Origin of the sequence: Paenibacillus sp. FSL F4-0125 (assembly GCF_038008565.1) — a bacterium.
Classification (GTDB): domain Bacteria; phylum Bacillota; class Bacilli; order Paenibacillales; family Paenibacillaceae; genus Paenibacillus_AQ.
On record NZ_JBBOZJ010000001.1, the window covers coordinates 6,323,668 to 6,348,105 of the forward strand.

Consider the following 24,438-nt stretch of genomic DNA (forward strand, 5'->3'; position numbering starts at 1 on the left):
CGAACTCCCCCTACCGTAATTTTGTTTGTAACAAGCATAAACGCCTTCGGCGTCCTTACAAGGACGATGAGCGTTTAAGCGAGAAATATAAGGAAGATGTATAGTGTGAAACTTATAGCTCCTTATATTTCAAGACGGCACAGTATGGACAATCATCGTGGTGCGTTTTATGCATACAGCCGTGGGCGGTTTCTCTTTTCCCTTCCCACTAGGACCGGATGTAATGATGTTATAGAGCTCATTTACGTTGCGAAGGATGCCACTTAATGAACACTTTCTCAAGCCGCTCAACCACTAAATAGAAAAGCACGCCGGCAATTGCGGCCAGAACGATACACGACCAGCCCAGCGGCATTTTGGCGACTTTAATGGAATTGGAGAGTAAATACCCAAGCCCTTTGGAGGAGAAAAAGAATTCTCCAACAATCGCCCCAATCATACTAGCCGTTGCGTTGATCTTCAGCGCCGTAAACACATAAGGTAGACTGTTCTGAATCCGCAGATAACGGAACACTGCAGGTTTACCAGCCGCATAGGAATGCATCAGATCCAGCGCCAGCGAATCAATCGCAGCCATTCCCTTATAGGCGTTAATTGCCATCGCAGCCATCGTCGTTGCCGTAACAATGGCAATTCTTGAACCAATCCCATCTCCGAACCAAAGATTCATAATGGGCGCGAGGGCAACGATAGGCACAGCGTTCAGTGCAGCAACTAATGTTAAGCTTCCACTGCCCCAACGCGGCCAAGCTGTAGCTGCTAAAGCAACTAAGAACCCGATAGCCGAACCAACCAACATTCCCAGCACAGCCTCAGCAAGGGTGTATCCGGTATAGGACAACAACAAGCTGAAATTATCCTTCATCGTCTCGGCAATTGCTGTGGGTAGCGGCAGCTGATATTTTTTCAAATCAAAGATCTTATGAAAAAATTCAAACTCCCATAGCCCAAGAAACAACACACCCGCCAATACAGGCAGTAGCACCCCTGCACTAAACGCCTTCTTTAGCCCACGCGAGCCGCCTTTATGTTTCGCAACCACTACAGGGTGCGAGCTTGTCACAGCATTCTTCTGTGTAGCCGTTAATGCCGGCTGGGTTATCTCTGTACTAGTAGAGCCAATAAATGAAGCCTCCCGAACGGAGCCCGTTTCCATTAGCGGTCCCCCCCTTTCGGTCGAAATTCAGGTTGCCACGGCGTCACCAACCGCTCGATCAGACTGATCAACCAGTAACTCACAATTCCAAGCAAGGCGCCTACAATCACCGTAGACCAGAACATGTAGGTATGAGAGCTTCCATAATAGAGATTACGTAGCATAATCACGCCAATGCCATGCTGAGCACCCATAAGCTCCACAAGAATCGCACCCGTAACAGCGAGTGGAGCAGCAATCTTGAGTCCTCCGAACAACCCAGGCAAAGCTGCCGGAAATTTTAGCTTCCAGTACACAGCCCAAGGCTTCGCAGCATAAGAATGCATTAATTCCAGCGCGGAAGGGTCTACACTTCGCAAGCCACGCAGCATATTAAGAGCCACCGGAAAGAATGTAATATAACCCGAGATAATAATCCGCGAAGTCTGCTCATCTCTCACAATCCCATAGATGATTGGTGCCAACCCCAGAATCGGAATCATCTGCGAGGCGATAGCGTAAGGAAATGTTAACTGTTCTATCGTCTTCGATAAGCTCATCAGAACTGCCAGCGAGGCACCAGCCACCGCACCTATCAGGAAGCCAACACCCGCATTTCCAAAGGTGGCAGCCCCCTCCTTCAGAAGTGTGCCACTATACTTCCACAGCGTGGACAGCACCTCATGAACGTAAGGCAACTTGGACTGAGCTAGCGGCGTCTCCACCACATGGAGCAACATCCATGAAGTTCCTTCCCAGACCAGCAGCAAACCAAATATCCAGACAAACAACGGCAGCAGGCGACCTCGTACAAAGATACTGCCCCCTTTCATCTCTACACCCCTTCGAAGCTGTCGCGAATACGCGCGATCAGTTCGAAAAATTCGGGGCTGTTTCTCATTTCCGCTGTACGCGGACGCGGCAGGGGAATATCAACCACAGCGGACAAGCGACCCGGATGTGGGGACAGAACGAACACCCGATCAGAGAGGAATATCGATTCAGGAATACTATGGGTTACGAAGACAATTGTGTTCTGCACCTTGCTCCAGACGGATAACAGCTCTTCGTTCAGACGCTCACGTGTAAACTCATCCAGTGCTGAGAACGGTTCATCCATAAGCAGAATTTCCGGTTCCATCGATAGGGCCCTGGCAATCGCAACACGTTGCTGCATCCCCCCACTAAGCTGCCAAGGGTATTTATCTGCGAAGCTCTGTAAGCCCACTAGGTCAAGAAGCTCTAACGCCTTCTCCTCACGGATCGACTTTTTGACTCCCATCAACTCCAGCGGCAATGTGATGTTATGCTTCACCTTCCGCCAGTCATATAGCACAGGACTTTGAAAAACAATCCCATATTTCTGCGCCAACCTTGCTTCTCTAGCGCTTTTCCCAGCTACTACAATATTCCCACCTGTTGGCGCGATCAGATCGGCCATCAGTCTTAAAAGCGTTGTTTTACCGCATCCGGAAGGTCCGAGCAGTGAGACGAATTCCCCCTTTGCAATATCAAGACTCACCTGATGCAGCGCAAGCACTTCCGCAGCTTCCGTCCTATAACGCATTTCAACATTTTCCAGCTGAATCTCAGGAATATTTGTCGCGAGCAATGACATCCCCAGCCCCCCTTATCAAAATAAGCTATGCACTGAATGTTAATTAACCTTACTCATAACAGAGATATTCGAGTCTGAATCTTCTCTCGCGTAGTATTAACTAACATGTTACACGCTGTTCACTGGACTCACACTAGACAATTAGTAAAATAGCTCCCGATAAATTACGTCATTTTGTCTAGGGGACATTTTTTAAAGTTTTGCATTAAAGTGATTTTTAAATATTTGTAGATATGTGGTAATATTTATCCATATCTTTCCTCAGTAGGAGACAATAGACCCATGGGATCTGTAATTTCGAATTATATTGTTATTGTGGCTATATCAGGTGTTCTGAGTGTCTTACTAGCCCTTTTCGCCTATTATAAGAAAACTGATTTCTTAGGAATCAGAGCCTTTGTTATAAGCTCCTGCACTTCCGCAATTTATACCTTCGGCTTCGCGCTAGAGCTGTCGGGAAAAACACTGGAGGAAATGAGTTTTTGGATTAAGGTAGAGTATCTGGGGATGCCTTTTATAGCGCCGGCTAGCCTTATCATGGTAATGCATTTCGTGGGACTGGAAAGTCTATTTAAAAAGGGCATGCGAGCAGCGCTGTACATCATACCGTTCATCACAACACTGATGGTGTGGACCAATGATTATCACCATCTCTTCTATAAGTCCATTTATTTGCGAGACAACACCCCCTCCCCACTCGTTGATGTAGTAATGGGTCCTTGGTATATCGTTCACGGCAGCTTTACCTTTGGCTGTCTACTGGCAGCCATCTGCCTCATGTTATGGCAGTGGAATCGGATGAAACGGGTATACCGCAGACAAATCGTTACCATTCTAATTGGACTAAGCCTCCCAACGTTAGGCTCTTTTTTATATTTGATGGGTCTAACTCCTTACGGCATGGATCCCGTTCCGATCATTATGAGTATCACCTCCATCCTATATATCTGGTCTATCCTATCAAGAGGCATGTTAACAGCCGCCCCTATCGCTCGTGAGAATTTGTTCGAAAGTATGAGAGACGGGGTGCTTGTCACCGATCGTTCGGATATGCTCGTCGATTACAATCGCGCAGCCGCGGATATGATAGAAGGACTTAATTCCTCGGCGATTGGCAAACCGCTGGCACAACTGTTTCTTAATGCAGGTAAAGATGCCTTGTCCTATGTTATGGATGCAGAGCCGCTGCTACGCGAAGAACGGGAAGTGGCTTGGAACAAAGGAGACGAGATTTGTTACTATCAAATTCGATCCTCTCCCGTACAGAAACAAGGGGGATACTTAGCAGGACAAATGATCATGCTGATTGACGTAACTGAACGAATACTGCTTCAAGATAAGTTGCGTCAATTGGCAACGATGGACAGTCTGACGGGGATTTATAACCGTACCTATTTTTTGGAGCTGAGCAGAGGGCTTCTAATTCAGTCCGCGAGCGATCGGAGTTCATTATCAATTATTCTGCTGGATGTAGACTTCTTCAAAAGTATTAATGATCGATTCGGACATCAATATGGAGATCAAGCCCTTCAGCACATTGTCGAGGTATGCAACAGACATATGCGGGAAGGTGACATCTTCGGCCGTTATGGCGGTGAGGAATTTGTGATCTGTCTTCCGGGCACATCCTTAAAGCAAGCCGCATTTCTCTGTGATACTATCCGTGCGGATATCGAGCATAGTACATTACATACCATGATCGGCCCTATTCATGTGACTGCCAGTTTCGGAGTCGTAGAGGCCTTAAGCCTAGAAGATACACTGGAAGAGCTGCTGTCAGAGGCCGACCATGCCCTGTACAGTGCCAAACGAAACGGGCGTAACGCCGTCCATCTATCCCAGAGATCAGAAATTACACTTTTCAAGCCTATATAAATCGCATCTTTGTCCCTCCCATCGCATTCATCAGCCTGCCTTATTTTTCATAGTCTGTTTTTACGTTTAATAAGAGTTATCTGAAAATCTAATCAGAGTGTAGAAAAAATTCGCTTTATGGATATGGAGGCGCAAGAAATAATGAGGAACCATACAATGATGCAATTTTTTGAATGGCATGTCGCTGCGGATGGGAAACACTGGGATCGCCTGAAAGAAACAGCTTCCGCACTAAAAGCCGTAGGCATTGATTCTGTTTGGGTACCTCCTGTGACAAAGGCCGTCTCCGCCGACGATACAGGCTATGGCGTGTATGATCTATACGATCTGGGCGAATATGACCAAAAAGGTACGGTACGCACCAAATATGGCACCAAACAAGCCCTAATTGAAGCCATATCGGAATGTCAAAAAAATGGGATTTCCGTGTACGTTGATTTGGTCATGAATCACAAGGCAGGAGCGGACGAAAAGGAAGTCTTCCAGGTGATCGAGGTCGACCCTAATGACCGGATGAAAGAAATCTCCAAGCCTTTCGAGATAGAGGGCTGGACTAAATTCACCTTCCCCGGCCGCGGTGATGAACACTCTTCCTTTAAATGGAATCACAATCATTTTAACGGCACTGACTTTGACGCCAAATCGGGGCGAACAGGTGTATTCCGTATCACAGGCGAGAATAAAACATGGAACCAGAATGTTGACGACGAGTTCGGCAACTACGATTATCTAATGTTCGCAAATATTGATTACAGTCATCCAGAAGTCAAAAAAGAAATGATCCAATGGGGAAAATGGCTGGTGGACACGCTCCACTGCAGCGGCTTTCGTTTAGATGCCATCAAGCATATCAATCATGAGTTTGTGAAAGAATTCGCGGTCGAAATGTTTAATAAATGTGAGAAGGATTTCTATATCGTGGGTGAATTCTGGAATTCGGATTTAGAATCCTGCCGGCAATTTCTAAATACCGTCGACTATAAGATCGACCTCTTCGATGTCTCCCTTCACTACAAGCTGCATTCAGCTTCCTTGGGGGGTAGAAACTTTGATTTAACCAAAATCCTCGACGACACACTGGTGCAGACCCATCCTACCAATGCCGTAACGTTCGTGGACAATCATGATTCTCAGCCCCATGAGGCTCTTGAATCGTGGGTAGATGATTGGTTCAAGCAAAGTGCTTATGCGCTTATCCTGCTGCGACGCGATGGATATCCTGTGGTCTTTTATGGAGATTATTATGGGATCGAGGGACCTACACCTGTGGCAGGCAAAAAAGCGGCGATTGATCCACTACTATATACCCGCTACCACAAGGCTTACGGTGAACAGAAGGATTACTTCGATCACCCGAACACGATTGGTTGGACCCGCCTCGGCGTGAAGGAGATTGAACACTCTGGATGTGCGGTTGTGATCAGTAACGGTGAGAACGGTCAGAAGAGAATGTTCGTAGGGGAACAACGCGCCGGTGAAGCATGGGTAGACTTTACTCATAATCACAAGGCGACCATAACGATTGAAAAAGAGGGCTGGGCGACCTTCCCGGTCAACGGTGGCAGCGTATCTGTCTGGGCCCTGCCTGATGCAGAAGTCGACGAAAAATAAAGGTTGTGCTGCTCAAAATAGATGAGGCTGCTCTCGAAAGTAGTGAATGCTGCTTACGGGGCAGCCTCATCTATTTTATGGAATAGTCCAAGTAAGGATCTCACTTAGCCATTAACCCTTTTCAGATTGGGTGATGATGGCAGACGATGATGAGGATATGGAGCAGGAAAGTGCGTTGGAAATGTGCTGCGGGGACGTAAAATGACCGCGGGGATGTGCAGTAGGCGTTTTTGCGGTGAGCGGAGTGGGTTTAGCCACTAATTAGGGAAAAGCTCCCTGATAATATTCGATATTCGCTTATAATTAACGAAATTAGGGAATTGCTCCCTGAAAATTAGGGTGATTGCTTGAAATTCCACCAAATCAGATGAATTTTAGGTATATTTTCCCTAATTGTAAATATAATGACCAGTAATCTAAGAATTTCAGGGAGAAATTCCCTAATTATTGAATTGGTGTTTCACTCAAACCAGCATTTGAAACTTCAATTAACCTTTAACGCAAAAAAAGGGTCGTCCCCAAGTAGCTAAAACTACTTTGAGACGCCCTCTTCTTCTTTAGTTGCTTCAATGTACACAGAGACTTCACCCTCGTCTCCCTCTATTCCTCCGCCTTTGGATGGCGGGATACTAATCTCACCAGATCCAGCGTCAAGATCGGCAACGCAATGGAAGCCGGATAAGCCAGGTAACGCGGTTCCCACTCCGGACTGAACTTTTCTTTGTATCGGCGAAGTCCGACAAAGCCGTACCAATGCCCCCCTCTTTTAAATACGAGATGAGCCAGCTTCTCCTCTTTCAAAGCCCCAGCATTCTCACCTACACTGGACAGAGGCGCATTACCTAGATTAAATCGATGATATCCCTTAGATTTCGCCCATTCTAGTAAACGGACAAATAAGTAATCCATCGTTCCGTTCGGCACATTCTTTCGATGGCGCATCAGATCAATCGATAGGGTCATGCCCTGATCATACCCATATGCAATAGAAGCAAATGCCAGTATTGTCCCCTTGGCATTCCGCAGCAGCGCGATCGGAGCCAGCTGTAGATAGGGCTTGTTAAACCAGCCCAGCGAATACCCTTTTTCGGTGCGCCCATTCAGCCATTCATCTGAAACGGATCTCAGCTCATTAAATAAATCTTCATTGTGCGGTACCTCTGCAACATCAAAAGTATATCCTTCCCGTTCAAACCGGTTGCATACGCTGCGCAAATCACTGTTCTTCTTGCCACTGAGCGTGAAGGTATCGAGCATTACCAACGCCTCTTCCCCCAGCTTGAAAAAGTGATATCCCTGCTCATGATAGATCGATAAAAATTCAGGTGTAGCCTGATAAAAAACTACTACCAGACCGTATTTATCCGCAGCTTGCCTAAATTCACTGATCGCCTCATTCATGAGGCTTCTATCTCCCAATGGATCACCAAGGACGACAAGTTTATCCCTAACTCTGGCGAAAGCGAGCAGCACTTTGCCGTCTTGTGCCCAGAAGAAGCTTTTATCACCCAAAAATAACATATGAGTTAAGGGATTGCCTTGAAACTCCCCTAGAAAACGTTCCAGCCTTGCCATATCAAAGTTTCCGAATAGCTCCTCTGGCTTACGGTGAGGTCTGAGAGTGATCAGTAAAGTAAGAATGATCCAAGAGAAAGCCAGCCCCCCTACAGCCGTAAATGCAACATCACTATGCCGTTGCAGCCACTCTGGCTGCACACCGGGTGGGAGATGCTTCAGAAAACCGCGATGTACATGGCTTCCCAATAGATAGTAGCTTAGGGCAATTACCGAAGTAAGCGCAAGCCACCAGATCGTACTCTGTCTGCTAACGGGAGCACTAATTCGGTAGAACCGGGATCTGGAGATCCACAAAATGAGTGCGACGAGAAGCAGAAACAGCGCCTCTTCATAATCAAAGCCTTTAGCTACCGCAAATATAGACCCAGAAAATAGTAGAGCACTGGTCCAAATGTATGCGCTACGGACCCTTAATGTAATACCTCGCGACAACAAAATGAGCATAAAACCAATAAGTACAGATAAATGATGTGAAAGCTGCATGATCGGGAATGATAATATTTCCTCTGTAATCTTCAGCCTATACAACAATCCAGGTGTAGCTGTTGATAGTAAGAGAATAAGCCCGCTAGCTAGTACAAGCTTGCCTAGAGCCCACACACCAAGATCGCTCAGAAAAGTATACTGCCCTGGCCAACCCCATATCTTTTGCCATATGTTAAGAGAGGGTTCAAACCCGGGGGCTGAACGATCTTGTCCCTTTTTTCCTTGCAAACCAAACTCCAATGCAGCAAGCACCAATCCGATCAACCACGGAATGAGATAATAGAACAATCTAAAAACGACAAGCACTGCCATAGCCTGATCACTTTTGAATCCAAGCTGCGTAAGACCCAGCAATGCGATAAGGTCAAAAGCACCGATACCGCCAGGTGCCATACTCAAGATGCCCGCAATAGCCGCTATTGTAAAGATGCCGAATATGACTGGAAAATGCACATCGTGCAAGAGATGGCTACTGATTGTCCAAAAGGTTACCCCGGCAAAACTCCATTCTAGAAAGGAAGCACCCACAGAGGCAACAACTGTAAGCCATGGCGTTCTGCCCTTTCCCCGGTTAATCCACTTTGCATAAAGCGACGAGCGCTGTACAAACACGAAAAACGGCAAATAAAGCGCCATACCCCATACCGCAAATACTAACCAATGATGCTCTTCGAGCAATGCCGTTGCCGGCAGCAGGCCAAAGATATTTGCCCAAGAAAGTAAAGATAACCCGGTTATCATTAGCGGCGAAAGAAATACGATTGCCGGCGTTAGGACGGAAGTTGGCACACCGCTTTTTTTATACATCAACGTCCGTAAACCTACTCCAGCCAGACCCGCAAAACCAATCAAATTATTAAACGTATTAGCAATCCAGCCATAACGGAAGGTGTCCCAGAGCCCTACTTTTAAACGGAAATGTGCCCGAATCAAATAATCATAGGCACTCATGACAGCTACTGCGAGAAGTGCGAATCCGATCATTTGCAAGACAGCGGACGTAGGTAATCTTCTTAATTCACGCATGATAAGTCCTAAATGGACCTGCTTCAGCTCATGCTGTCCCTCCCAGTACACCAGCGCTATGATAGCCACTGGAAAGAGAGCTCTCACCGCCCGTATCCGGTATATGGATAAGAACAGTCTTACAATTTTAAATCTTTCTAATGTCTGTTGTTTTGAATGCATGAGGCCACCTGCCTTTACCGCTGACACACGTTGTGCTAGACAAATTTTCAACCATTTCATTATAACAATTATTGGAATAAAAAACCCATGATAATCAACACCTATTCAATTAGACTCCCAGTACAGCCCCAACCCCTGCAATAGTTAAAGATTGTTATTGGAATTCTATACCGCTAAAGGGCATTGAAACTGTAGTTTACACATAAAAATGCATAACAAAAAGGACATCCCTCACGGCAAAGGATGCCCTCTCTGTTATGTAACATGGGTCTTGCTAGCGTTTATACTCGAATATCAAATCTGCCTTTACTATCCGTTGTTGCGGTAGCGATCTCTTGCGGACTTGCTGCAGCAAGCGCATTGTTCGCTGGTTTGGCAGGTGCCTCTACTCCACTACCTGCGGTGGAAGCGCTGCTCTGAGACTTTTGTGAAATTTGTGCCTCGATGGTTTTGATCTGTTGCTCAATTTGCTTCGTCTTCGTTTCTTTGGTCTTTTCATCGTCTGAGCTGGCATCAATCTTGTCTAGTTCAGCTTCCAGCTTCGCTTTTTGTTTCTCAAGCGCACTGGTATCTGTAGTGCTTGATGTCGAGGTGGTATACGATGCGGAACCTGAAACTGCTGATATACTCATGGTCATCCCTCCCTTCCTTACCTCCAATATAATCCTTTTGCAGATAAGGAACGTTAAGACCCGCTGAAAGTTTGCTGAAAGTACTACTTGCTAGGTTACAATGATAGACTGCTAGGTGCTGGCTTTTCCCCGTCTAACAAGCAGCAGATAAGACAAAATGGAGAGAACTCCAGTACATGCTATCACTATGGCCATCGGAAGTGCTGACTCAACTCCCCCAAGACCAACAAGTGGCGCTACACAGCTACCTAACAGTAGAGGAATTAAACCGATTAACGCCGAGGCACTGCCTGCAGTTTCGCCTTGATCTTGCATCGCCAATGAGAAGCTGGTCGCTCCGACAATCCCCACACTGGAGACAACTGCAAATAGACAGATCAGAATTGGGATTAATCCTCCTCCTACTAGAATCGTCAGCAGCAGCAAGATACCTCCCATCGTACAGAGCAATAGTCCACTAAGCAGCAGCTTAGTCTCACTTACCTTACCAGCAAGTCTGCCGGCAATTTGACCCGTAATAATAATCCCGATCCCATTCATAGCAAAAATCAGACTATATACCTGCGGGGTAACCGCAAAAATATTTTGCAATACAAAAGAAGAACCTGAAATATAAGCGAACATAGATGCCGTTACAAAACCTTGAGACAAGGCATAACCCATAAACTTACGGTTGCCCAGCAATACTCGGAAAGTAAGCAGCGTACCCTTCAGCCCGCTCTTAGAGCGTCGCTCCTTCGGCAGTGTCTCCGGCAAGCGCAATAAAATTGTTAAACAAAAAATAATTCCGGCAGCAAATAATACGAGGAATATCCCTTGCCATGTGGTCACTCTTAACAGCTGACCCCCAATAACCGGAGCTAATATCGGCCCGAGACCATTCACAATCATCAATAGCGAGAAGAACTTCGTGAGCTCAGAGCCACTATATAAATCACGAACAGCCGCTCTGGAGACAACCACACCTACTGAGCCAGCAAGACCTTGAATAAACCGCAAACCGATCAGCAGTCCGATCGAAGGACTAAAGGCACATAATACTGAGGAAACGGCATAAATGAACATCCCTATAAGCAGCGGACGGCGGCGGCCATATACATCACTCAGCGGTCCAGCTACCAACTGACCTGAAGCTAGTCCCAACAAAAAAAAGGTCAGACTAAGCTGCACTAAAGCAGCAGTCGTACCGAAATCCGCGACAAGCGTAGGCAGTGCCGGCAAATACATATCAATCGACAGCGGGCCGATCGTTGTAATGGAGCCAAGAATCACAGCGAGCTGCAGTCTCTGCTTCCGTGACGGTCCATCAGCGGTAAGCTTATTACCCTTTTGAATTCCAATCATGATTCTTATTTCAACCTTTCTAAAGCAACCCTAGGGCTTTTTTTGTATTCTTCATACTAACGTAAAGGAAGTGAATTGATCAATCCTTTTATGGAGGGTTATAGGTGGCTGTATAACAAGAATAACCGCCATTCGGCGGTTATTCTGATCGTTTTATGCATTTGTGGATGTACTGCGCATCTGCAACCAATCTCTGGCGGCTTCAGCCTCAGCAACACTCAGACGATGACCTTGATTACCCCAATGTGTTGTAACCTCTGCGCCTGCCTTCTGCAAAATAATCTCCAAATCCTCAGTCTCCGAAGAAGCAATGAGTGGATCATTCGTGCCTGCTCCAATGAAGATAGACACGCCTTCCAACGAAGGAAGTGTAATATTGCGGAGCGGCACCATTGGATGCAGTAGAATGGCAGCGCGGAAAATATCCTTATAATGAAACAGCAAGCTACCCGCAATGTTCGCACCGTTAGAGTAACCCACGGCTACCAGATTGTCAGCATCGAATCCGTACTGTGCGGCGGCATCATCCAGAAACTGCTTGAGCTCATGCGTACGGAAGATTAGATCTGCCTCATCAAATACCCCTTCAGCCAGCCGTCGGAAGAACCTCGGCATTCCATTCTCCAGTACATTTCCTCTGATGCCCAGCACTGATGAATCGGGAGATAATAAGCCGGCGAGCGGCAGCAAGTCTTGCTCATTGCCTCCAGTACCATGGAATAATACAAGCGTAGGTTTCGTTACATCTTTACCTTTATGGAATACATGAATCATCCCTGCTTCACCTCAATTTCTCTTATTTGAATAGGACTTAAATTTTCTTCGATGACCGCACGATGCGGTTCATACCAAGATGGCAGCATCAGCTTCTCACCCAACGCATCCGCGGCTTCATCACGGGCAAAGCCCGGAGGGTCCGTAGCAATCTCGAAGAGGATTCCACCTCTTTCGCGGAAATAGATCGCATTAAAGTATTGGCGGTCTTGAACCGGTGTCGGATGATGTCCATGACTCTGTACATGATGCGCCCATTCCAGCTGCTCAGCATCATCTTGTGCACGCCAAGCGATATGGTGAACGGTACCAGTACCTCCTGCTCCTTGCGGAACCGGCGTTGTCTTTAGATCAATAATATTACCCAAATTGCCAGTAGTTCTATAACGACTGTATCCATCTCCGTCAGCGATATGCTCCATTCCCATCGTATGGACAAGCGTTTCTGCAGTTTGTAGCGGATCGTTGCTATAGAGCACAGCACCTCCAAACCCTTTGATCGCATGCTCGGTAGGAACCCCACCGAAAGACCATTTACTAAGCAGCCCTTCCTCACGTTCCACCAGTTCAATACGCAAACCGTCATAATCAGCAAAGGATAGATAAGATTCCGAGATTCTATTTTTAAGAGTAACTGAAATTTGATATGCGGCAAGACGCTGTTCCCAGAATGCCAGAGAGCCCACCGGTACCGCGTAAGTCGTTACACCAACCTGACCACTGCCGATTCTTCCTTTACGCCCTACAGGTGAAGGAAAAAAAGTAATAATCGTTCCCGGAGCACCTGCCTCATTTCCAAAATATAAATGATAGACTTCCGGAGCGTCAAAATTAATCGTCTTCTTCACAAGCCGTAGTCCCAGAATGCCGGCGTAGAAGTCAACATTACGCTGAGCATCTCCAACAAAAGCGGTAATATGATGGATTCCTGCAGTTTGAAGTGTCATAATAATAAACCCCCTTCTTAGTTAAAAATCAATGCGTCCAGAGAAATCGAACCTGGCCCTGTAAGTGCTATACCTGCAGCAACTACCAGTACCGTAAGCGGAAACTCAATTCCGTTCGAAGTAGACCAGAAGCCATTTGGAGCATGAACCTTAATGATAGCCCCCAGCATAGTGGCAACAATCAACACCGCTGCAACAGGTGTCAGAAGGCCTGCCGCGAACATGAATCCGCCTACCAGCTCCATTATTCCTGCCAGTATTGCCATAGTAACCCCCGGTTTAATGCCGATGGACTCCATCCACCCACCTGTACCCTTCGGGCCGTAACCCCCAAACCATCCAAATAACTTTTGTGCACCATGTCCTATGAATGCAATCCCGATCACTAATCTCATCAATAATATTCCTACACTTATCATTGTTAATCCACTCCAATTTTCTTTGATTTAATTATCTTAACATTAAGATATATGATAAAAATTTTTGTCTTTCAGCGGTAAGAAGCAGCGAACTGCTTCCGACCTTATAGATGTGCCCTTCATTACGCTATTTCAGCGCTCCTATACACCTTTGCCTAGCTTCTTCAGTAATTCGATAGCCTGCCCCTTCTCATCCTTATCCAGTCCACGCATCAAATCATGAATCGAAGCCACATGACGCGGAAAAATCTGATCGAACAGCTCACGCCCTGCATCCGTAATCTCCGCATAGGTCACGCGTCTGTCCTCGCTACACGGCACACGTTTCAGCAGACCTTTCTTCTCCAGCTTATCGATATTATAGGTGATGCTTCCACTCGTAACGAGAATTTTCTCCCCGATCTGTTGCAGTGGAATACGGGTCCGGTGATACAGCACCTCAAGCACCATGAACTCGGCAGATGCCAACCCATAACTCTTCATATCCTTCACAGCTTGATCCATCAAGCTTCTATAAGCCTTAGATAATACAACAAATAACTTTAAAGAAGACGCCTGATCCATCTCCGTAGTATTCTCTGCATTACGTACGTTCTCTTCGGTACTACTCATCATTTCCACCTCCACTCGGACAGCCTTGTTGTTCAATACAATGTAAATGTCTTTACATTAAATATCTTTAAGTTAAGATAACTATACTTCTTCACACTATCTTTGTCAACCTCGCCGCTAAAAAAGATTAACTAAGCGGCCTAACGAACTGCTTATGTTTTATTTGCGATCTTTTACGAACGTGATGAAAATCACTCTAAGTTTGACCTGATCCCTAAAACGGCGTATTCTTGTCTTTACGAATGACTATTTAGGAAGCGATTTCACAACCCTTAAAGGAGGCAGCCTGATGGTGGAGCAACAAGCTGGAACGCGGCGCGTGCTGATCGTAACAGCCGTAGCCGCAGAGCGGGACGCGGTCCTGCGCGGCCTGCAAGGCAGCGACAGGTTCCATGTGATTGCTGCCGGCGCAGGTACGGCAGCAGCGGCGGCGGGAACCGCCGCGGCACTCGCAGCCGGGTCTTACGGCTGCGTAATCAGCGCTGGGATCGGCGGCGGGTTCCCCGGGGTGGCACCTTTAGGCTCGCTGGTCGTTGCCAGCGAGATGATTGCCGCCGACCTCGGGGCCGAGACGCCGGAGGGCTTCCGCAGCGCTGCCGAGCTCGGCTTCGGCAGCGTGTCCGTGCCGGCTGACCGCGGCACGGTGCAGGCGGTTTCGGCCGCGCTGGCAGCGGCCGGATTGACCGTAAGCACGGGGACCGTGCTTACGGTCTCAACGGCGACCGGCACCGCGGAGACGGCCGCCGCCCTCATCGCGCGGCATCCCGGTGCCGTCGCGGAGGCAATGGAAGGCCACGGAGTTGCCGTGGCCGCTGAGGCGCTGGGGCTCCCGGTACTGGAGCTCCGCGCTATTTCGAACCCGGTCGGTCCCCGCGACCGGGCTGCTTGGAAGATCGGCGATGCAATGGAAGCATTAACGGCGGCAGCCGCTATACTACTGGAGGTGCTGTAATGACAACTGAGCTTAATATCGCTTTTTCCCCTTGCCCTAACGATACCTTTGTATTTCATGCCTGGGCACACGGGCTTGTCCCGGATGCACCACAACTTAATGTAACCTATGCCGACATTGATATTACTAACACACTCGCTGCTAACGGAGAAGGACCTGAGGTCCTTAAAATCTCCTATGCCGCTCTACCTTGGGTTCTTGATCGCTACAAACTGCTGCCATGCGGCGGTGCACTGGGTCGTGGCTGCGGCCCGCTGCTTCTTACAGCAAGTGGCCCAACAGCGATCAAACGTCCCGAGAAGCTGGCCGGGCGCCGGATTGCAGTGCCTAGCGAACGCTCTACAGCATATTTACTCTTCAGATTATGGGCAGCACAGCATGTGACGGGAGGCATTGGCGAAATCATTGTCATGCCTTTCGATGAGATCATGCCTGCCGTTCGCGATGGACATATCGATGCCGGGCTGGTGATTCACGAAGCCCGCTTTACTTACGCGTCTTATGGTCTTAATATGCTGACTGACCTTGGCAGCTGGTGGGAAAGCGATACCGGATTGCCAATTCCACTGGGTGCGATCATTGCTCGCCGCGATCTGGATGCCGATGCCATTACTGGCTGGATTCGCAGCTCTCTTCAATATGCGTGGGATCATCCTACCGATTCTAGAGACTATGTGCTTAGTCATGCTCAAGAGCTGGCTCCAGAAGTGGCCAAATCTCATATTGATCTCTATGTGAACGACTTCTCGATGAACCTAGGCGATGACGGTTACGCTGCAATTTCCGCCTTACTAAATCGCGCTGCAGCAGAAGGACTTGTCCCTGCGATCGATCCTGCATTACTTCGGTAGCATGTACTAGACGTTCTTAGCGTACTATAAAATTAAATATTACCTAGATCCCCGATTACACCCATAAGGTGTCCTCCGGGGATTTTGTTTATTCTAAGTAGCATTATCTGCGATTGCCTGGTGACCATTATTTGGCATGTTGGAGCAATGGCTATACAATAGACCTATAAATAGGTTCTATGAAGGAGGATCACATGATACCTGAAAACAATAGCAAGCAGAATATCGACCGATTCCTAGGCTTTCAAGATGACTATGACCGCTACCGCCCCGAAGCTCCTGCCATGATTATCAAACTGCTGACCGATTACTTAGGCACCTCACCTTCACTCATCGCAGATATAGGCTGTGGTACGGGCTTATCTACTTTTCTGTGGAAGGGTGTCGCGGACAACATCATCGGCATTGAACCAAATCGAGATATGCTAGGAAAAGCAATCGATAAATTAAGCCAAATAGAAGATCCCCAATCCATCACATTTGTACAAGGTTATTCTAACCAGCTTCCACTTGCAGCGGACAGCGTAGACATTGTGACCTGCTCACAGTCATTCCACTGGATGGATCCTCAAAGTACACTTCGAGAAATATCCCGGGTCTTAAGAACGGGTGGCGTCTTCGCAGCCTACGATTGCGACTGGCCTCTCCCCCTTCATCAGAAAGTAGAAGAACGTTACAACCAACTAATCTCCAAATCAGAGGAACTGCTCGCCTCACTCTTACCTGATGCAGAGAGAGCTTACAAATGGGACAAAGAAGGGCATTTGTCACAGATTCAGGCTAGTGGCGCATTCTCTTTTGCTAGAGAAATCGTATTTCATAATCTAGAGTCCTGCGATTCAGAGCGCTATGTAGGACTCGCTCTAAGCCAAGGTGGAATACGAACCGTGCTGAAGCAAGACGCTGCCTTACTCGATCAAGACATTGCTGATTTCAGCGCTGCCGTCGAAGATCATTTCCAAGGACGCACCTTAGAGGTTCTGATCAGCTACCGAATGAGAATCGGCATCAAATAATCTCTACCCATAACGCAAAAACGCCCCGATTCTCCCCTTAGGAGGAAGGTCGGAGCGTTTTCTTATTTTATTTGACTTCTTCCATGAACAAATTTAGGTTCTCAACGATTTCCTTAGATCTGGAATGGTGTAAATAATGTCCGCCTTCGAATGTCATCACTTTTCCATGCACAGATTCCTTAACTTGCCCTTCATGCAGAGGAATCCAATCTTTCACGGTTGTATTATTCGCTTGTATAAAGAATATAATGGGAAGATTCTTGTCGAATTTCAACCCTCTGGCTGCGACAAAGTTAGGATATATATGTTCCATTTCATTTAAGGTAGTGGAATTATTCATATTTTTGAGCGATATCAATTTCATTTGTTTTTTGGTCTCATCATCAAATGGAAGTCCATCATAAGGGTCACCGCTTAATTGCAATCCCAATCTAATGATACCTGAGTCTTTGAGCAGCTTTAATTTTTTTATCGGGAATTTAACATCCATACCGCCTTGTTCAGGAACACTACTATCAACCCCTACAAATGCACTCACTTCGTTTGGATATTTCTTCGCATATTCCAATCCGTAAATACCTCCAATGGAGTGACCCATTAGAATATATTGGTCAATGTTTAGATTCTGTACGGCTTCATGAACTTCACTTACGATATTCTCTGTGGTTCGTTCTTTTTTAGTTTCATCGCTGAGTCCATACCCAAACGGTTCAACCGCCACTACTTTGTAAAATGGTGATAACTCATCAATCAACGGCTTAAAATCAAGTGCTGGCGCTCCAGTCCCAAAGCCCGGGATAAGCACAATAGTCTGCTCCCCTTGTCCTTGGATCAAAACATTCATACTTTTTCCGTCAACAGGAACTAATTGACCATATTGATGTATTTTTTTCTGATCTGTTTTGTTGCTAATCACATTAACTGTATAAACAACGGCTAGAAAAAGCACGATCAAAATCACTATTGCTCCTAATATTTTTAGCAACAAGTTACGTACTTTATGTTTCTTCTTTCCGTTCCCCGTTTTTATTACCTCTGTTTGTGTCACCCTCATCTTCTCCTGTTCTAATCTGTTTCTAAAGTCGCCCTAACGTTTGCGCTAATGAGAGCTTAACCAAAGAAGATGTACTCCTAATGACGACAACATGAACGGAATATGAACAGGTCAAAAAAACTCCGGCATCACATGCAAGGAGGTTTACATGTAACGCCGGAGCATGAAGAATAGCGATTGCAATCAAATTTAAGCTGTCGGTGTTGTGATAGGTAAAGTCACGATGAAAGTCGTTCCGTTTCCAGGTTCACTTTCCACTCGAATGTCACCTTGATGAAGCGAGACGATCTGTTTGACAATCGCCAGTCCCATACCGCTACCGCCATACTTGCGACTATGGGAACGATCTGCCTTGAAGAATCGTTCAAATATGCGCTCTTGGTCCTCAGGAGAAATGCCAATACCAGTGTCGGATATTCGGACGGTCACGTTGTTTAACTCTTGGGTGATACTGACGGTTATCACACTGTCATCTTTGGAGAATTTGATGCTATTGCCAAGGAGATTCGTCCACACCTGACTTAACAGGTCATGGTCAGCCCATACAATTACCGGTTTCAAATCAAGTTCAAAGCTAATGTTGCGTGCCGACCATTGAGGCTGTATCGCCACAATTACCCGTCTGATCTGTTCATCAAGACTGAACGTGATAAGCCGCAGTTGTTGCGATTGCGATTCAAGCAGACTCAGCTTTAACAGACTATCGCTCATCTTGGACATCCGCTCCGCTTCGGCAATTATAATGTCGAGATAACGATTTCGTTCATCCTCTGTGAGGGCTACTTTCTTGAGCGCAATAGCATAACCAGATATCGAGGTAAGCGGAGACTGAACCTCATGCGACACATTCGTTACGAACTCCCTGCGCATTTGCTCAAGGTGCTGCAGATCGTGCATCATTTCCTCGAAGCTATTAGCCAAGGTACCTAGCTCACCCATCTGCTTAATATTTAATTCGACATTGAAATCCCCAGTTGCTATACGCCTAGTTGCCTTTGTAAGCCTTTTGATCGGTCTCACTAAGAACATAGAAGCGACCAATATCAATACGCTTCCCGTTATTAATGAATACGCCAAAAAATTAAATAGCAGATTCCTCGTAGAAGACAAAGTAGGAGGCACAAGCGGCTCCACAAACATCGCCTTCGTTCCCATTTCAGTTTTCAAAGGTAGTCCTAAGAGGTTGGAAGAACCTATACTCGGTTTAACTTGAACAGCTTCACCACCCAATACTTTCTTTAGTTGCTCACTAGTCACGGTAACAGGGCTCTCTCCATTAAGCACTCCGTAAGACTGGAACTGGCCGTTCTCATCGTAAATTCGAATATGGTAGGAATCAAGCTGCTTCATTCCACTTATAAGAGCATCCGCTTCACGTGATGGTAAGGTTTCGTATATCCGGGCGATGTCCTGACCAAAGCGAAGTAAGGGAATTCGCAGGTTTTCGTTTAATTTATCTTGAAATACCCAGGTTGTCACAAATAGAGAAATCAATGTGCCTCCGATCACGGAGACCAGAAAGGTCAGAACAACACGTGTATATAATGATTTGATCATTCGTAAACCTCAAGCCGATACCCAAGTCCCCGCACGGTCTCGATTCGAAAATCAGGTGTAGTCGCAAACCGTTCGCGCAGCCGTTTAATATGTACGTCTATCGTTCGATCATCCCCAGCGTAATCAATCCCCCAAATCTGATCAATTAACTGCTCGCGCGTATAGACTTGCCCGGGCGTTCCAGCGAGCTTATACAGCAATTCGAACTCCTTGAGTGGCAACGTCAGTGACTCAGTTCCTCTCATCACCTTATAGGTCTGCCGATCAAGGATGACATCGCCGAACTGGATCGTCTGTGTGGAACCAATCTTGTATCGCTTCAGTAAGGATCTAACACGAACCGTCAACTCCAGTGGATCGAATGGCTTCGTCAAATAATCGTCTGTCCCCAGTTCGAAGCCCTTCACCTTTTCCCAGGTCTCCCCCCTCGCAGTGAGCATAAGTAAGGGAAGATCAGGATCGGCTCTTCGGAGCTCCTTGCAGAGCGTCCAACCATCCATAATCGGCATCATAATATCGAGTACAACAAGATCAATATGCTTAGAGCCATAAACGGCTAGCGCTTCCTTGCCGTCTGCAGCTTCAGCTGTATCGAATCCGTCGTTACGTAGAAATAAACAGACAAGTTCGCGAATGTTCGCATCGTCGTCAGCAACTAGTATAGTAGGCATTCGTACCCTCTTTTCCTGTTATCCATCCTAGCCATTATACTACAATATTCTTCCGGCCAAGAAGGAGCGCCTTGCCCTCGGCATTCTTTCAGGACGTTGATTGTTTCTGCGAAAAATATAAGGATAATATATAGCGTGAAACTTATCCTTCTTAAGCTTCAAAAAAAGAGCGTCTAACACGGGAATCCGCATGTAGACGCTCTTGGAGTCGTTTGACTTTACCTCCAAACGACTTACTTCTTATTCATCTTAAACTTCAGGAAGAGCTCATTATAATGAGCAAGCATCCGTTTCCCAAGGTTATCATACACCTCAAGCCGATCCGTAATCTCGGCAGGCGGGTAGAACCGGGTATCCTCGGAGGTTTCCTTCGGCAGTAGCTCCAGCGCAGGAATGTTAGGTGTGGAATAACCTACGTATTCTGCATTCTTAGCCGCAACATCTGGGCGAAGCATGAAGTTAATGAACTTATGCGCACCATCCACATTATCCGCAGTTCGTGGAATGACCATGTTATCAAACCACTTGTTTGAGCCTTCCTCAGGCACTACATAATCCAGCTTATCATTCTCATCCATGATCTCAGAAGCATCACCGGACCACACAATCCCGACCGCTGCTTCTTCATTTGCAAGCAGCATTTTGATTTCATCTCCGACAATTGCTTTTACGTTAGGGGACAGTTTATTCAGCTTGGTCAGCGCCTCTTGCAGGTGAGCCTCATCCCGGTCATTTACCGAATAGTGCAAGCTGTTCAAAGCCATACCCATCACTTCACGCGCTCCATCGACCAAGAAAATATTGTTCTTCAGTCTGCTGTCCCAGAGAGAATCCCAGCTGGTGAAGTCCATCCCTTGGGTCATGTCCGGGTTGAAGATAATCCCGACCGTTCCCCAGAAATAAGGTACGGAATACTTGTTGCCAGGATCGAAAGAAAGGTCCATAAAACGTGAATCAATATTCTTTAGATTCGGAATCTTGTTGTGATCTAGCGGTATGAGCAGATTTTCTTCTTTCATCTTAGCAATGGCGTAATCAGAAGGAATTACGACATCAAAAGTAGTTCCACCCTGCTCCACTTTCGTTAGCATGGCCTCATTAGAGTCAAAGGTTTGGTAAATGACCGTTAATCCGGTCTCTTTTTCAAATTCCTTCAACAGATCAGGATCGACATAGTCGCCCCAGTTATAGATAGTCAGCGTATTTCCTCCGGAATAGCCCTCTCTCGAGTTCATCCAGGAGCCCAAGTACATTAGCGCAAATGCCGTGATCACGATCGCCAGAAAAGCATTTACCAGCTGTTTCATCTAGGCACCCCCGCTTCCGCTACCGGCTCCGCCACAGCTTCCGAGGTATTCTGACGGTTCTTCTTAAGAGTCAAGAAGTAATAACCGACAACAAGTAGTATCGTGAACAGGAAGATCAGCGTCGACAAAGCATTAATGGATAACGATACCCCTTGCCGAGCTCTGGAATAAATCTCAACAGATAGCGTCGAATAACCGTTACCCGTTACGAAGAACGTAACTGCAAAGTCATCTAGTGAATACGTAAGCGCCATGAAGAATCCACTAAAGATCCCCGGTTTGATAATCGGCAGAATCACCTTAGTCAGAACATCCTTGCGGCTTGCCCCAAGGTCACGCGCTGCATCCGTCAATGAAGGACTCATATCCTGTAAATGCGGCAGAATCATCAACACGGCAATCGGCACACTGAACGCGACATGCGAGAGCAGGACGGACACGAAGCCAAGCTTGATGCCAGCAATGGTGAACAGGATCAGGAACGATGCACCGATAATGACATCCGGACTAACGATCAGTACGTTGTTCAGAGATAACAAGGTGTTTTTAGCACGGCGGTTCTGTACACTCTTAATGGCCAGTGCACCAATAATAGCGATAAGCGTGGCGATAGCCGAGGACAGAAGCGCGATTACAAGCGTGTTGATCATGATAATAATCAAACGTGTATCCTGAAGAACCTCACGATAATAATCCAGCGTAAAGCCCTCGAATTTATGCATCGTTCCCCCGCTGTTGAACGAATAGTACATCAAATAAAAGATTGGCGCATACAGAACAGCGAACACTAGCACTAGGTACAGATTGGAGAACCCGTTTTTATTTCTCATTCCGCACCCCTCTCCGCGATCCGCCTGTAATAATCATGAACAGCGCCATAATAGCAATCAGAAATACTGCAACCGTGGAGCCCATGCCCCAGTCCTGTGTGACCAGAAAATGCTGCTCAATCGCAGTACCGAGTGTAATGACCCTGTTGCCTGCAATCAGACGAGTAATCATAAACAGGGACAGCGCTGGTATGAATACCGCCATACATCCGGAACGTACACCCGAAATGGTCAATGGAAAAATAACGCGCCGGAACGTTGTCCAGCCCGAAGCACCCAAATCACGTGCCGCATCCAGCAAGGATAAATTGAGATCCTCCAAAGCACTGTAGATCGGCAGGATCATGAATGGGATAAAGATATACACGGATACAAATACAAAGCTAAAGCCCGTAAACAAAATTTGCTGTTCTCCGATTCCCAGCAGATCAAAGAAATTGTTAATCGGCCCGAACGTACCGAATATGCCGATAAAAGCGTAAGTTTTCAGCAGCAAATTAATCCATGTCGGTAAAATAATCAGCAGTAACCATAGCTGCTTATGCTTCGTTCTCGTCAACAGATAAGCCGCCGGATAGGCGACCAGCAAAGAGAATGCTGTAATTAGAAACGCGTACCAGAATGAGGTCAGCGTCATTTTTAAATACACAGGTGTAAAAAAGTTCACGTAGTTATCTAGCGTAAGATGCCCGTCCAGATCAAATAGAGAATAATAGATGACAAGTAGCACCGGTGCGATTACAAACAAGGCGATCCACAGGTAATAAGGGATGAGATAATACGATCTGCCCTTATTCTTCATGACTCTCCACCTCGGCGTAAGCTTCCAGACGTTTGTCGAATTCTTCCTCCGTTTCACCGAAACGCATAACATGAATCGCTTCAGGGTCAAAATAAAGGCCAATTTCACTGCCTACAGTCGCCTTACGTGTAGAATGCACAAGCCATTCATGTCCGGATTCATCATAACAGCTGATTTCATAGTGCACGCCCCGGAACAACTGGGAATCCACTCGCACACGTAGTTTACCCTGCTCCAGTGTTGAAATCTCCAAATCTTCGGGACGAATAACTATTTCCACAGCTTCGTTTGGTTTAAGCCCGGCATCGAAACATTCAAAGCGCCGACCGTTAAACTCCACCAGATAGTCTTCAATCATAACCCCCGGCACAATGTTGGACTCGCCAATAAAATCAGCCACAAAACGGTTGATCGGCTCATCATAGATATCGTTAGGCGTACCGCTTTGCTCGATTTTCCCTTTGTTCATGACAAAAATCCAGTCGGACATCGCAAGTGCCTCTTCCTGGTCATGGGTAACGAAAATAAAGGTAATGCCTAGCCGTTGCTGCATTTCACGCAGTATGTACTGCATCTCTGTACGCAGCTTCAGATCGAGCGCAGATAGAGGCTCGTCCAGTAATAGAACCTGCGGCTCATTCACAATCGCGCGGGCAATGGCCACGCGCTGCCGTTGACCACCAGACATTTCGTTAATGGCACGTTGCTCGTAGCCCACAAGGTTAACGAAACTTAGTGCTTCCTGCACCTTCTTCGCGATGACGTCTTTCTTAAGCTTCTTAATGCGCAGTCCGAAAGCCACATTCTCGAATACGTTCAGGTGTGGAAATAATGCGTAATCCTGAAAGACCGTATTGACCTGCCGTTCATTGGCTGGAATGTGGTTAATCACTTTACCGTTTAAAAAGATTGAACCGCTTGTTGGCTCTGCGAACCCAGCAATCAATCGTAGAATAGTCGTTTTACCACAGCCTGATGGACCAAGTAGTGTATAGAATTTGCCGCGCTCTATCTCAAAGCTGACTCCTTTCAACACCGGATCTTCGTCGTCATATTGCTTGGTAACCTCTTCAAATGAAATAATGGTGCCTTCCTGAATAGCTATAGCTAACAACCTCCCTTACCTTAAGTATTACAATACTATTTTACCCGCATCTCGCGGAGAACAATCGAATGGGC

22 protein-coding genes are annotated in these 24,438 nt (G+C 46.7%); 5 read left to right on the forward strand and 17 right to left on the reverse strand.

Annotated features, from left to right (window positions below; translation table 11 throughout):
- Positions 1–238 precede the first annotated feature (238 nt).
- Genes NST74_RS28185 through NST74_RS28195 form a run of 3 tightly spaced genes read right to left on the reverse strand, consistent with a single transcriptional unit; the run spans position 239 to position 2,753 of the window.
- Complete coding sequence (locus tag NST74_RS28185; protein ID WP_341115567.1) at positions 239–1,156, reverse strand: ABC transporter permease; 918 nt, start codon at positions 1,154–1,156, stop codon at positions 239–241.
- Positions 1,156–1,968, reverse strand: a complete 813-nt coding sequence (locus tag NST74_RS28190) for an ABC transporter permease (RefSeq protein ID WP_341115569.1) — start codon at positions 1,966–1,968, stop codon at positions 1,156–1,158. The genes NST74_RS28185 and NST74_RS28190 overlap by 1 nt, the downstream gene beginning before the upstream one ends.
- 2 nt (positions 1,969–1,970) lie before the next feature.
- Positions 1,971–2,753 carry an ABC transporter ATP-binding protein gene (locus NST74_RS28195; RefSeq protein WP_339288475.1) on the reverse strand — a complete coding sequence of 261 codons (783 nt, stop codon included), beginning with the start codon at positions 2,751–2,753 and terminating at the stop codon, positions 1,971–1,973.
- A gap of 282 nt (positions 2,754–3,035) precedes the next feature.
- On the opposite strand from NST74_RS28195, the gene NST74_RS28200 reads away from it, so the two are divergent.
- Both NST74_RS28200 and NST74_RS28205 read left to right on the forward strand, forming a co-directional pair.
- Entirely contained in the window at positions 3,036–4,628 is a 1,593-nt protein-coding gene (locus NST74_RS28200) for a histidine kinase N-terminal 7TM domain-containing diguanylate cyclase (RefSeq protein ID WP_341115571.1), read from the forward strand.
- Positions 4,629–4,766: 138 nt separating this feature from the next.
- Complete coding sequence (locus NST74_RS28205; RefSeq protein ID WP_341116006.1) at positions 4,767–6,239, forward strand: alpha-amylase; 1,473 nt, start codon at positions 4,767–4,769, stop codon at positions 6,237–6,239.
- 600 nt (positions 6,240–6,839) lie between these two features.
- On the opposite strand, the gene mprF is transcribed toward NST74_RS28205, so the two are convergent.
- The 7 genes from mprF to NST74_RS28240 form a co-directional block, all read right to left on the reverse strand.
- Positions 6,840–9,491 carry a bifunctional lysylphosphatidylglycerol flippase/synthetase MprF gene (mprF, locus tag NST74_RS28210; protein ID WP_341116008.1) on the reverse strand — a complete coding sequence of 884 codons (2,652 nt, stop codon included), beginning with the start codon at positions 9,489–9,491 and terminating at the stop codon, positions 6,840–6,842.
- A 281-nt stretch (positions 9,492–9,772) separates the two neighbouring features.
- Entirely contained in the window at positions 9,773–10,123 is a 351-nt protein-coding gene (locus NST74_RS28215) for a FlxA-like family protein (protein WP_339288479.1), read from the reverse strand.
- Positions 10,124–10,234: 111 nt separating this feature from the next.
- Entirely contained in the window at positions 10,235–11,467 is a 1,233-nt protein-coding gene (locus NST74_RS28220; RefSeq protein ID WP_341115573.1) for a multidrug effflux MFS transporter, read from the reverse strand.
- Positions 11,468–11,620: 153 nt separating this feature from the next.
- Complete coding sequence (locus NST74_RS28225; RefSeq protein WP_076120208.1) at positions 11,621–12,241, reverse strand: alpha/beta hydrolase; 621 nt, start codon at positions 12,239–12,241, stop codon at positions 11,621–11,623.
- Positions 12,238–13,188, reverse strand: a complete 951-nt coding sequence (locus NST74_RS28230; RefSeq protein ID WP_341115576.1) for a ring-cleaving dioxygenase — start codon at positions 13,186–13,188, stop codon at positions 12,238–12,240. The genes NST74_RS28225 and NST74_RS28230 overlap by 4 nt, the downstream gene beginning before the upstream one ends.
- 17 nt (positions 13,189–13,205) lie before the next feature.
- Positions 13,206–13,607, reverse strand: coding sequence for a DoxX family protein (locus tag NST74_RS28235; RefSeq protein WP_341115578.1), 402 nt, complete (start codon positions 13,605–13,607; stop codon positions 13,206–13,208).
- A 141-nt stretch (positions 13,608–13,748) separates the two neighbouring features.
- Positions 13,749–14,219, reverse strand: coding sequence for a MarR family winged helix-turn-helix transcriptional regulator (locus tag NST74_RS28240; protein WP_269321975.1), 471 nt, complete (start codon positions 14,217–14,219; stop codon positions 13,749–13,751).
- 289 nt (positions 14,220–14,508) lie between these two features.
- Here NST74_RS28240 and NST74_RS28245 point away from each other — a divergent pair, with 289 nt between their 5' ends.
- From NST74_RS28245 to NST74_RS28255, 3 genes are all read left to right on the forward strand, one after another.
- On the forward strand, positions 14,509–15,171 hold the full coding sequence (locus NST74_RS28245; protein WP_076120204.1) for a futalosine hydrolase: 663 nt from the start codon (positions 14,509–14,511) through the stop codon (positions 15,169–15,171).
- Positions 15,171–16,022: a 1,4-dihydroxy-6-naphthoate synthase gene (locus NST74_RS28250; protein ID WP_076120203.1), complete on the forward strand. Its 852-nt coding sequence runs from the start codon at positions 15,171–15,173 to the stop codon at positions 16,020–16,022. The genes NST74_RS28245 and NST74_RS28250 overlap by 1 nt, the downstream gene beginning before the upstream one ends.
- Positions 16,023–16,216: 194 nt before the next feature.
- Positions 16,217–17,038 carry a class I SAM-dependent methyltransferase gene (locus tag NST74_RS28255; RefSeq protein ID WP_339288489.1) on the forward strand — a complete coding sequence of 274 codons (822 nt, stop codon included), beginning with the start codon at positions 16,217–16,219 and terminating at the stop codon, positions 17,036–17,038.
- Between the two features lie 67 nt (positions 17,039–17,105).
- On the opposite strand, the gene NST74_RS28260 is transcribed toward NST74_RS28255, so the two are convergent.
- From NST74_RS28260 to NST74_RS28290, 7 genes are all read right to left on the reverse strand, one after another.
- Positions 17,106–18,086: an alpha/beta hydrolase gene (locus NST74_RS28260; protein ID WP_341115582.1), complete on the reverse strand. Its 981-nt coding sequence runs from the start codon at positions 18,084–18,086 to the stop codon at positions 17,106–17,108.
- 195 nt (positions 18,087–18,281) lie between these two features.
- Positions 18,282–19,649 carry a sensor histidine kinase gene (locus NST74_RS28265; protein ID WP_341115584.1) on the reverse strand — a complete coding sequence of 456 codons (1,368 nt, stop codon included), beginning with the start codon at positions 19,647–19,649 and terminating at the stop codon, positions 18,282–18,284.
- Positions 19,646–20,320, reverse strand: a complete 675-nt coding sequence (locus NST74_RS28270) for a response regulator transcription factor (RefSeq protein ID WP_076120199.1) — start codon at positions 20,318–20,320, stop codon at positions 19,646–19,648. The genes NST74_RS28265 and NST74_RS28270 overlap by 4 nt, the downstream gene beginning before the upstream one ends.
- A 233-nt stretch (positions 20,321–20,553) precedes the next feature.
- Positions 20,554–21,627: an ABC transporter substrate-binding protein gene (locus tag NST74_RS28275; protein ID WP_341115586.1), complete on the reverse strand. Its 1,074-nt coding sequence runs from the start codon at positions 21,625–21,627 to the stop codon at positions 20,554–20,556.
- Positions 21,624–22,457 (reverse strand): ABC transporter permease, encoded by an 834-nt coding sequence (locus NST74_RS28280; protein ID WP_042131492.1) that lies wholly within the window; start codon positions 22,455–22,457, stop codon positions 21,624–21,626. Before NST74_RS28280 ends, NST74_RS28275 begins: the two co-directional genes overlap by 4 nt.
- The gene (locus tag NST74_RS28285) at positions 22,447–23,259 is read right to left on the reverse strand and encodes an ABC transporter permease (RefSeq protein WP_076120198.1); all 813 of its coding nucleotides are present in this window, start codon (positions 23,257–23,259) and stop codon (positions 22,447–22,449) included. The genes NST74_RS28280 and NST74_RS28285 overlap by 11 nt, the downstream gene beginning before the upstream one ends.
- The gene (locus NST74_RS28290) at positions 23,249–24,358 is read right to left on the reverse strand and encodes an ABC transporter ATP-binding protein (protein ID WP_341116009.1); all 1,110 of its coding nucleotides are present in this window, start codon (positions 24,356–24,358) and stop codon (positions 23,249–23,251) included. The genes NST74_RS28285 and NST74_RS28290 overlap by 11 nt, the downstream gene beginning before the upstream one ends.
- Positions 24,359–24,438 lie beyond the last annotated feature (80 nt).

Bases quoted from the DNA above. Each gene is read 5' to 3' on its own strand.
- NST74_RS28185 (WP_341115567.1), bottom strand. From the start codon at position 1,156: ATGGAAACGGGCTCCGTTCGGGAGGCTTCATTTATTGGCTCTACTAGT.
- NST74_RS28190 (WP_341115569.1), bottom strand. From the start codon at position 1,968: ATGAAAGGGGGCAGTATCTTTGTACGAGGTCGCCTGCTGCCGTTGTTT.
- NST74_RS28195 (WP_339288475.1), bottom strand. From the start codon at position 2,753: ATGTCATTGCTCGCGACAAATATTCCTGAGATTCAGCTGGAAAATGTT.
- NST74_RS28200 (WP_341115571.1), top strand. From the start codon at position 3,036: ATGGGATCTGTAATTTCGAATTATATTGTTATTGTGGCTATATCAGGT.
- mprF (WP_341116008.1), bottom strand. From the start codon at position 9,491: ATGCATTCAAAACAACAGACATTAGAAAGATTTAAAATTGTAAGACTG.
- NST74_RS28215 (WP_339288479.1), bottom strand. From the start codon at position 10,123: ATGAGTATATCAGCAGTTTCAGGTTCCGCATCGTATACCACCTCGACA.
- NST74_RS28220 (WP_341115573.1), bottom strand. From the start codon at position 11,467: ATGATTGGAATTCAAAAGGGTAATAAGCTTACCGCTGATGGACCGTCA.
- NST74_RS28225 (WP_076120208.1), bottom strand. From the start codon at position 12,241: ATGATTCATGTATTCCATAAAGGTAAAGATGTAACGAAACCTACGCTT.
- NST74_RS28230 (WP_341115576.1), bottom strand. From the start codon at position 13,188: ATGACACTTCAAACTGCAGGAATCCATCATATTACCGCTTTTGTTGGA.
- NST74_RS28235 (WP_341115578.1), bottom strand. From the start codon at position 13,607: ATGATAAGTGTAGGAATATTATTGATGAGATTAGTGATCGGGATTGCA.
- NST74_RS28240 (WP_269321975.1), bottom strand. From the start codon at position 14,219: ATGAGTAGTACCGAAGAGAACGTACGTAATGCAGAGAATACTACGGAG.
- NST74_RS28245 (WP_076120204.1), top strand. From the start codon at position 14,509: ATGGTGGAGCAACAAGCTGGAACGCGGCGCGTGCTGATCGTAACAGCC.
- NST74_RS28250 (WP_076120203.1), top strand. From the start codon at position 15,171: ATGACAACTGAGCTTAATATCGCTTTTTCCCCTTGCCCTAACGATACC.
- NST74_RS28255 (WP_339288489.1), top strand. From the start codon at position 16,217: ATGATACCTGAAAACAATAGCAAGCAGAATATCGACCGATTCCTAGGC.
- NST74_RS28265 (WP_341115584.1), bottom strand. From the start codon at position 19,649: ATGATCAAATCATTATATACACGTGTTGTTCTGACCTTTCTGGTCTCC.
- NST74_RS28270 (WP_076120199.1), bottom strand. From the start codon at position 20,320: ATGCCTACTATACTAGTTGCTGACGACGATGCGAACATTCGCGAACTT.
- NST74_RS28275 (WP_341115586.1), bottom strand. From the start codon at position 21,627: ATGAAACAGCTGGTAAATGCTTTTCTGGCGATCGTGATCACGGCATTT.
- NST74_RS28280 (WP_042131492.1), bottom strand. From the start codon at position 22,457: ATGAGAAATAAAAACGGGTTCTCCAATCTGTACCTAGTGCTAGTGTTC.
- NST74_RS28285 (WP_076120198.1), bottom strand. From the start codon at position 23,259: ATGAAGAATAAGGGCAGATCGTATTATCTCATCCCTTATTACCTGTGG.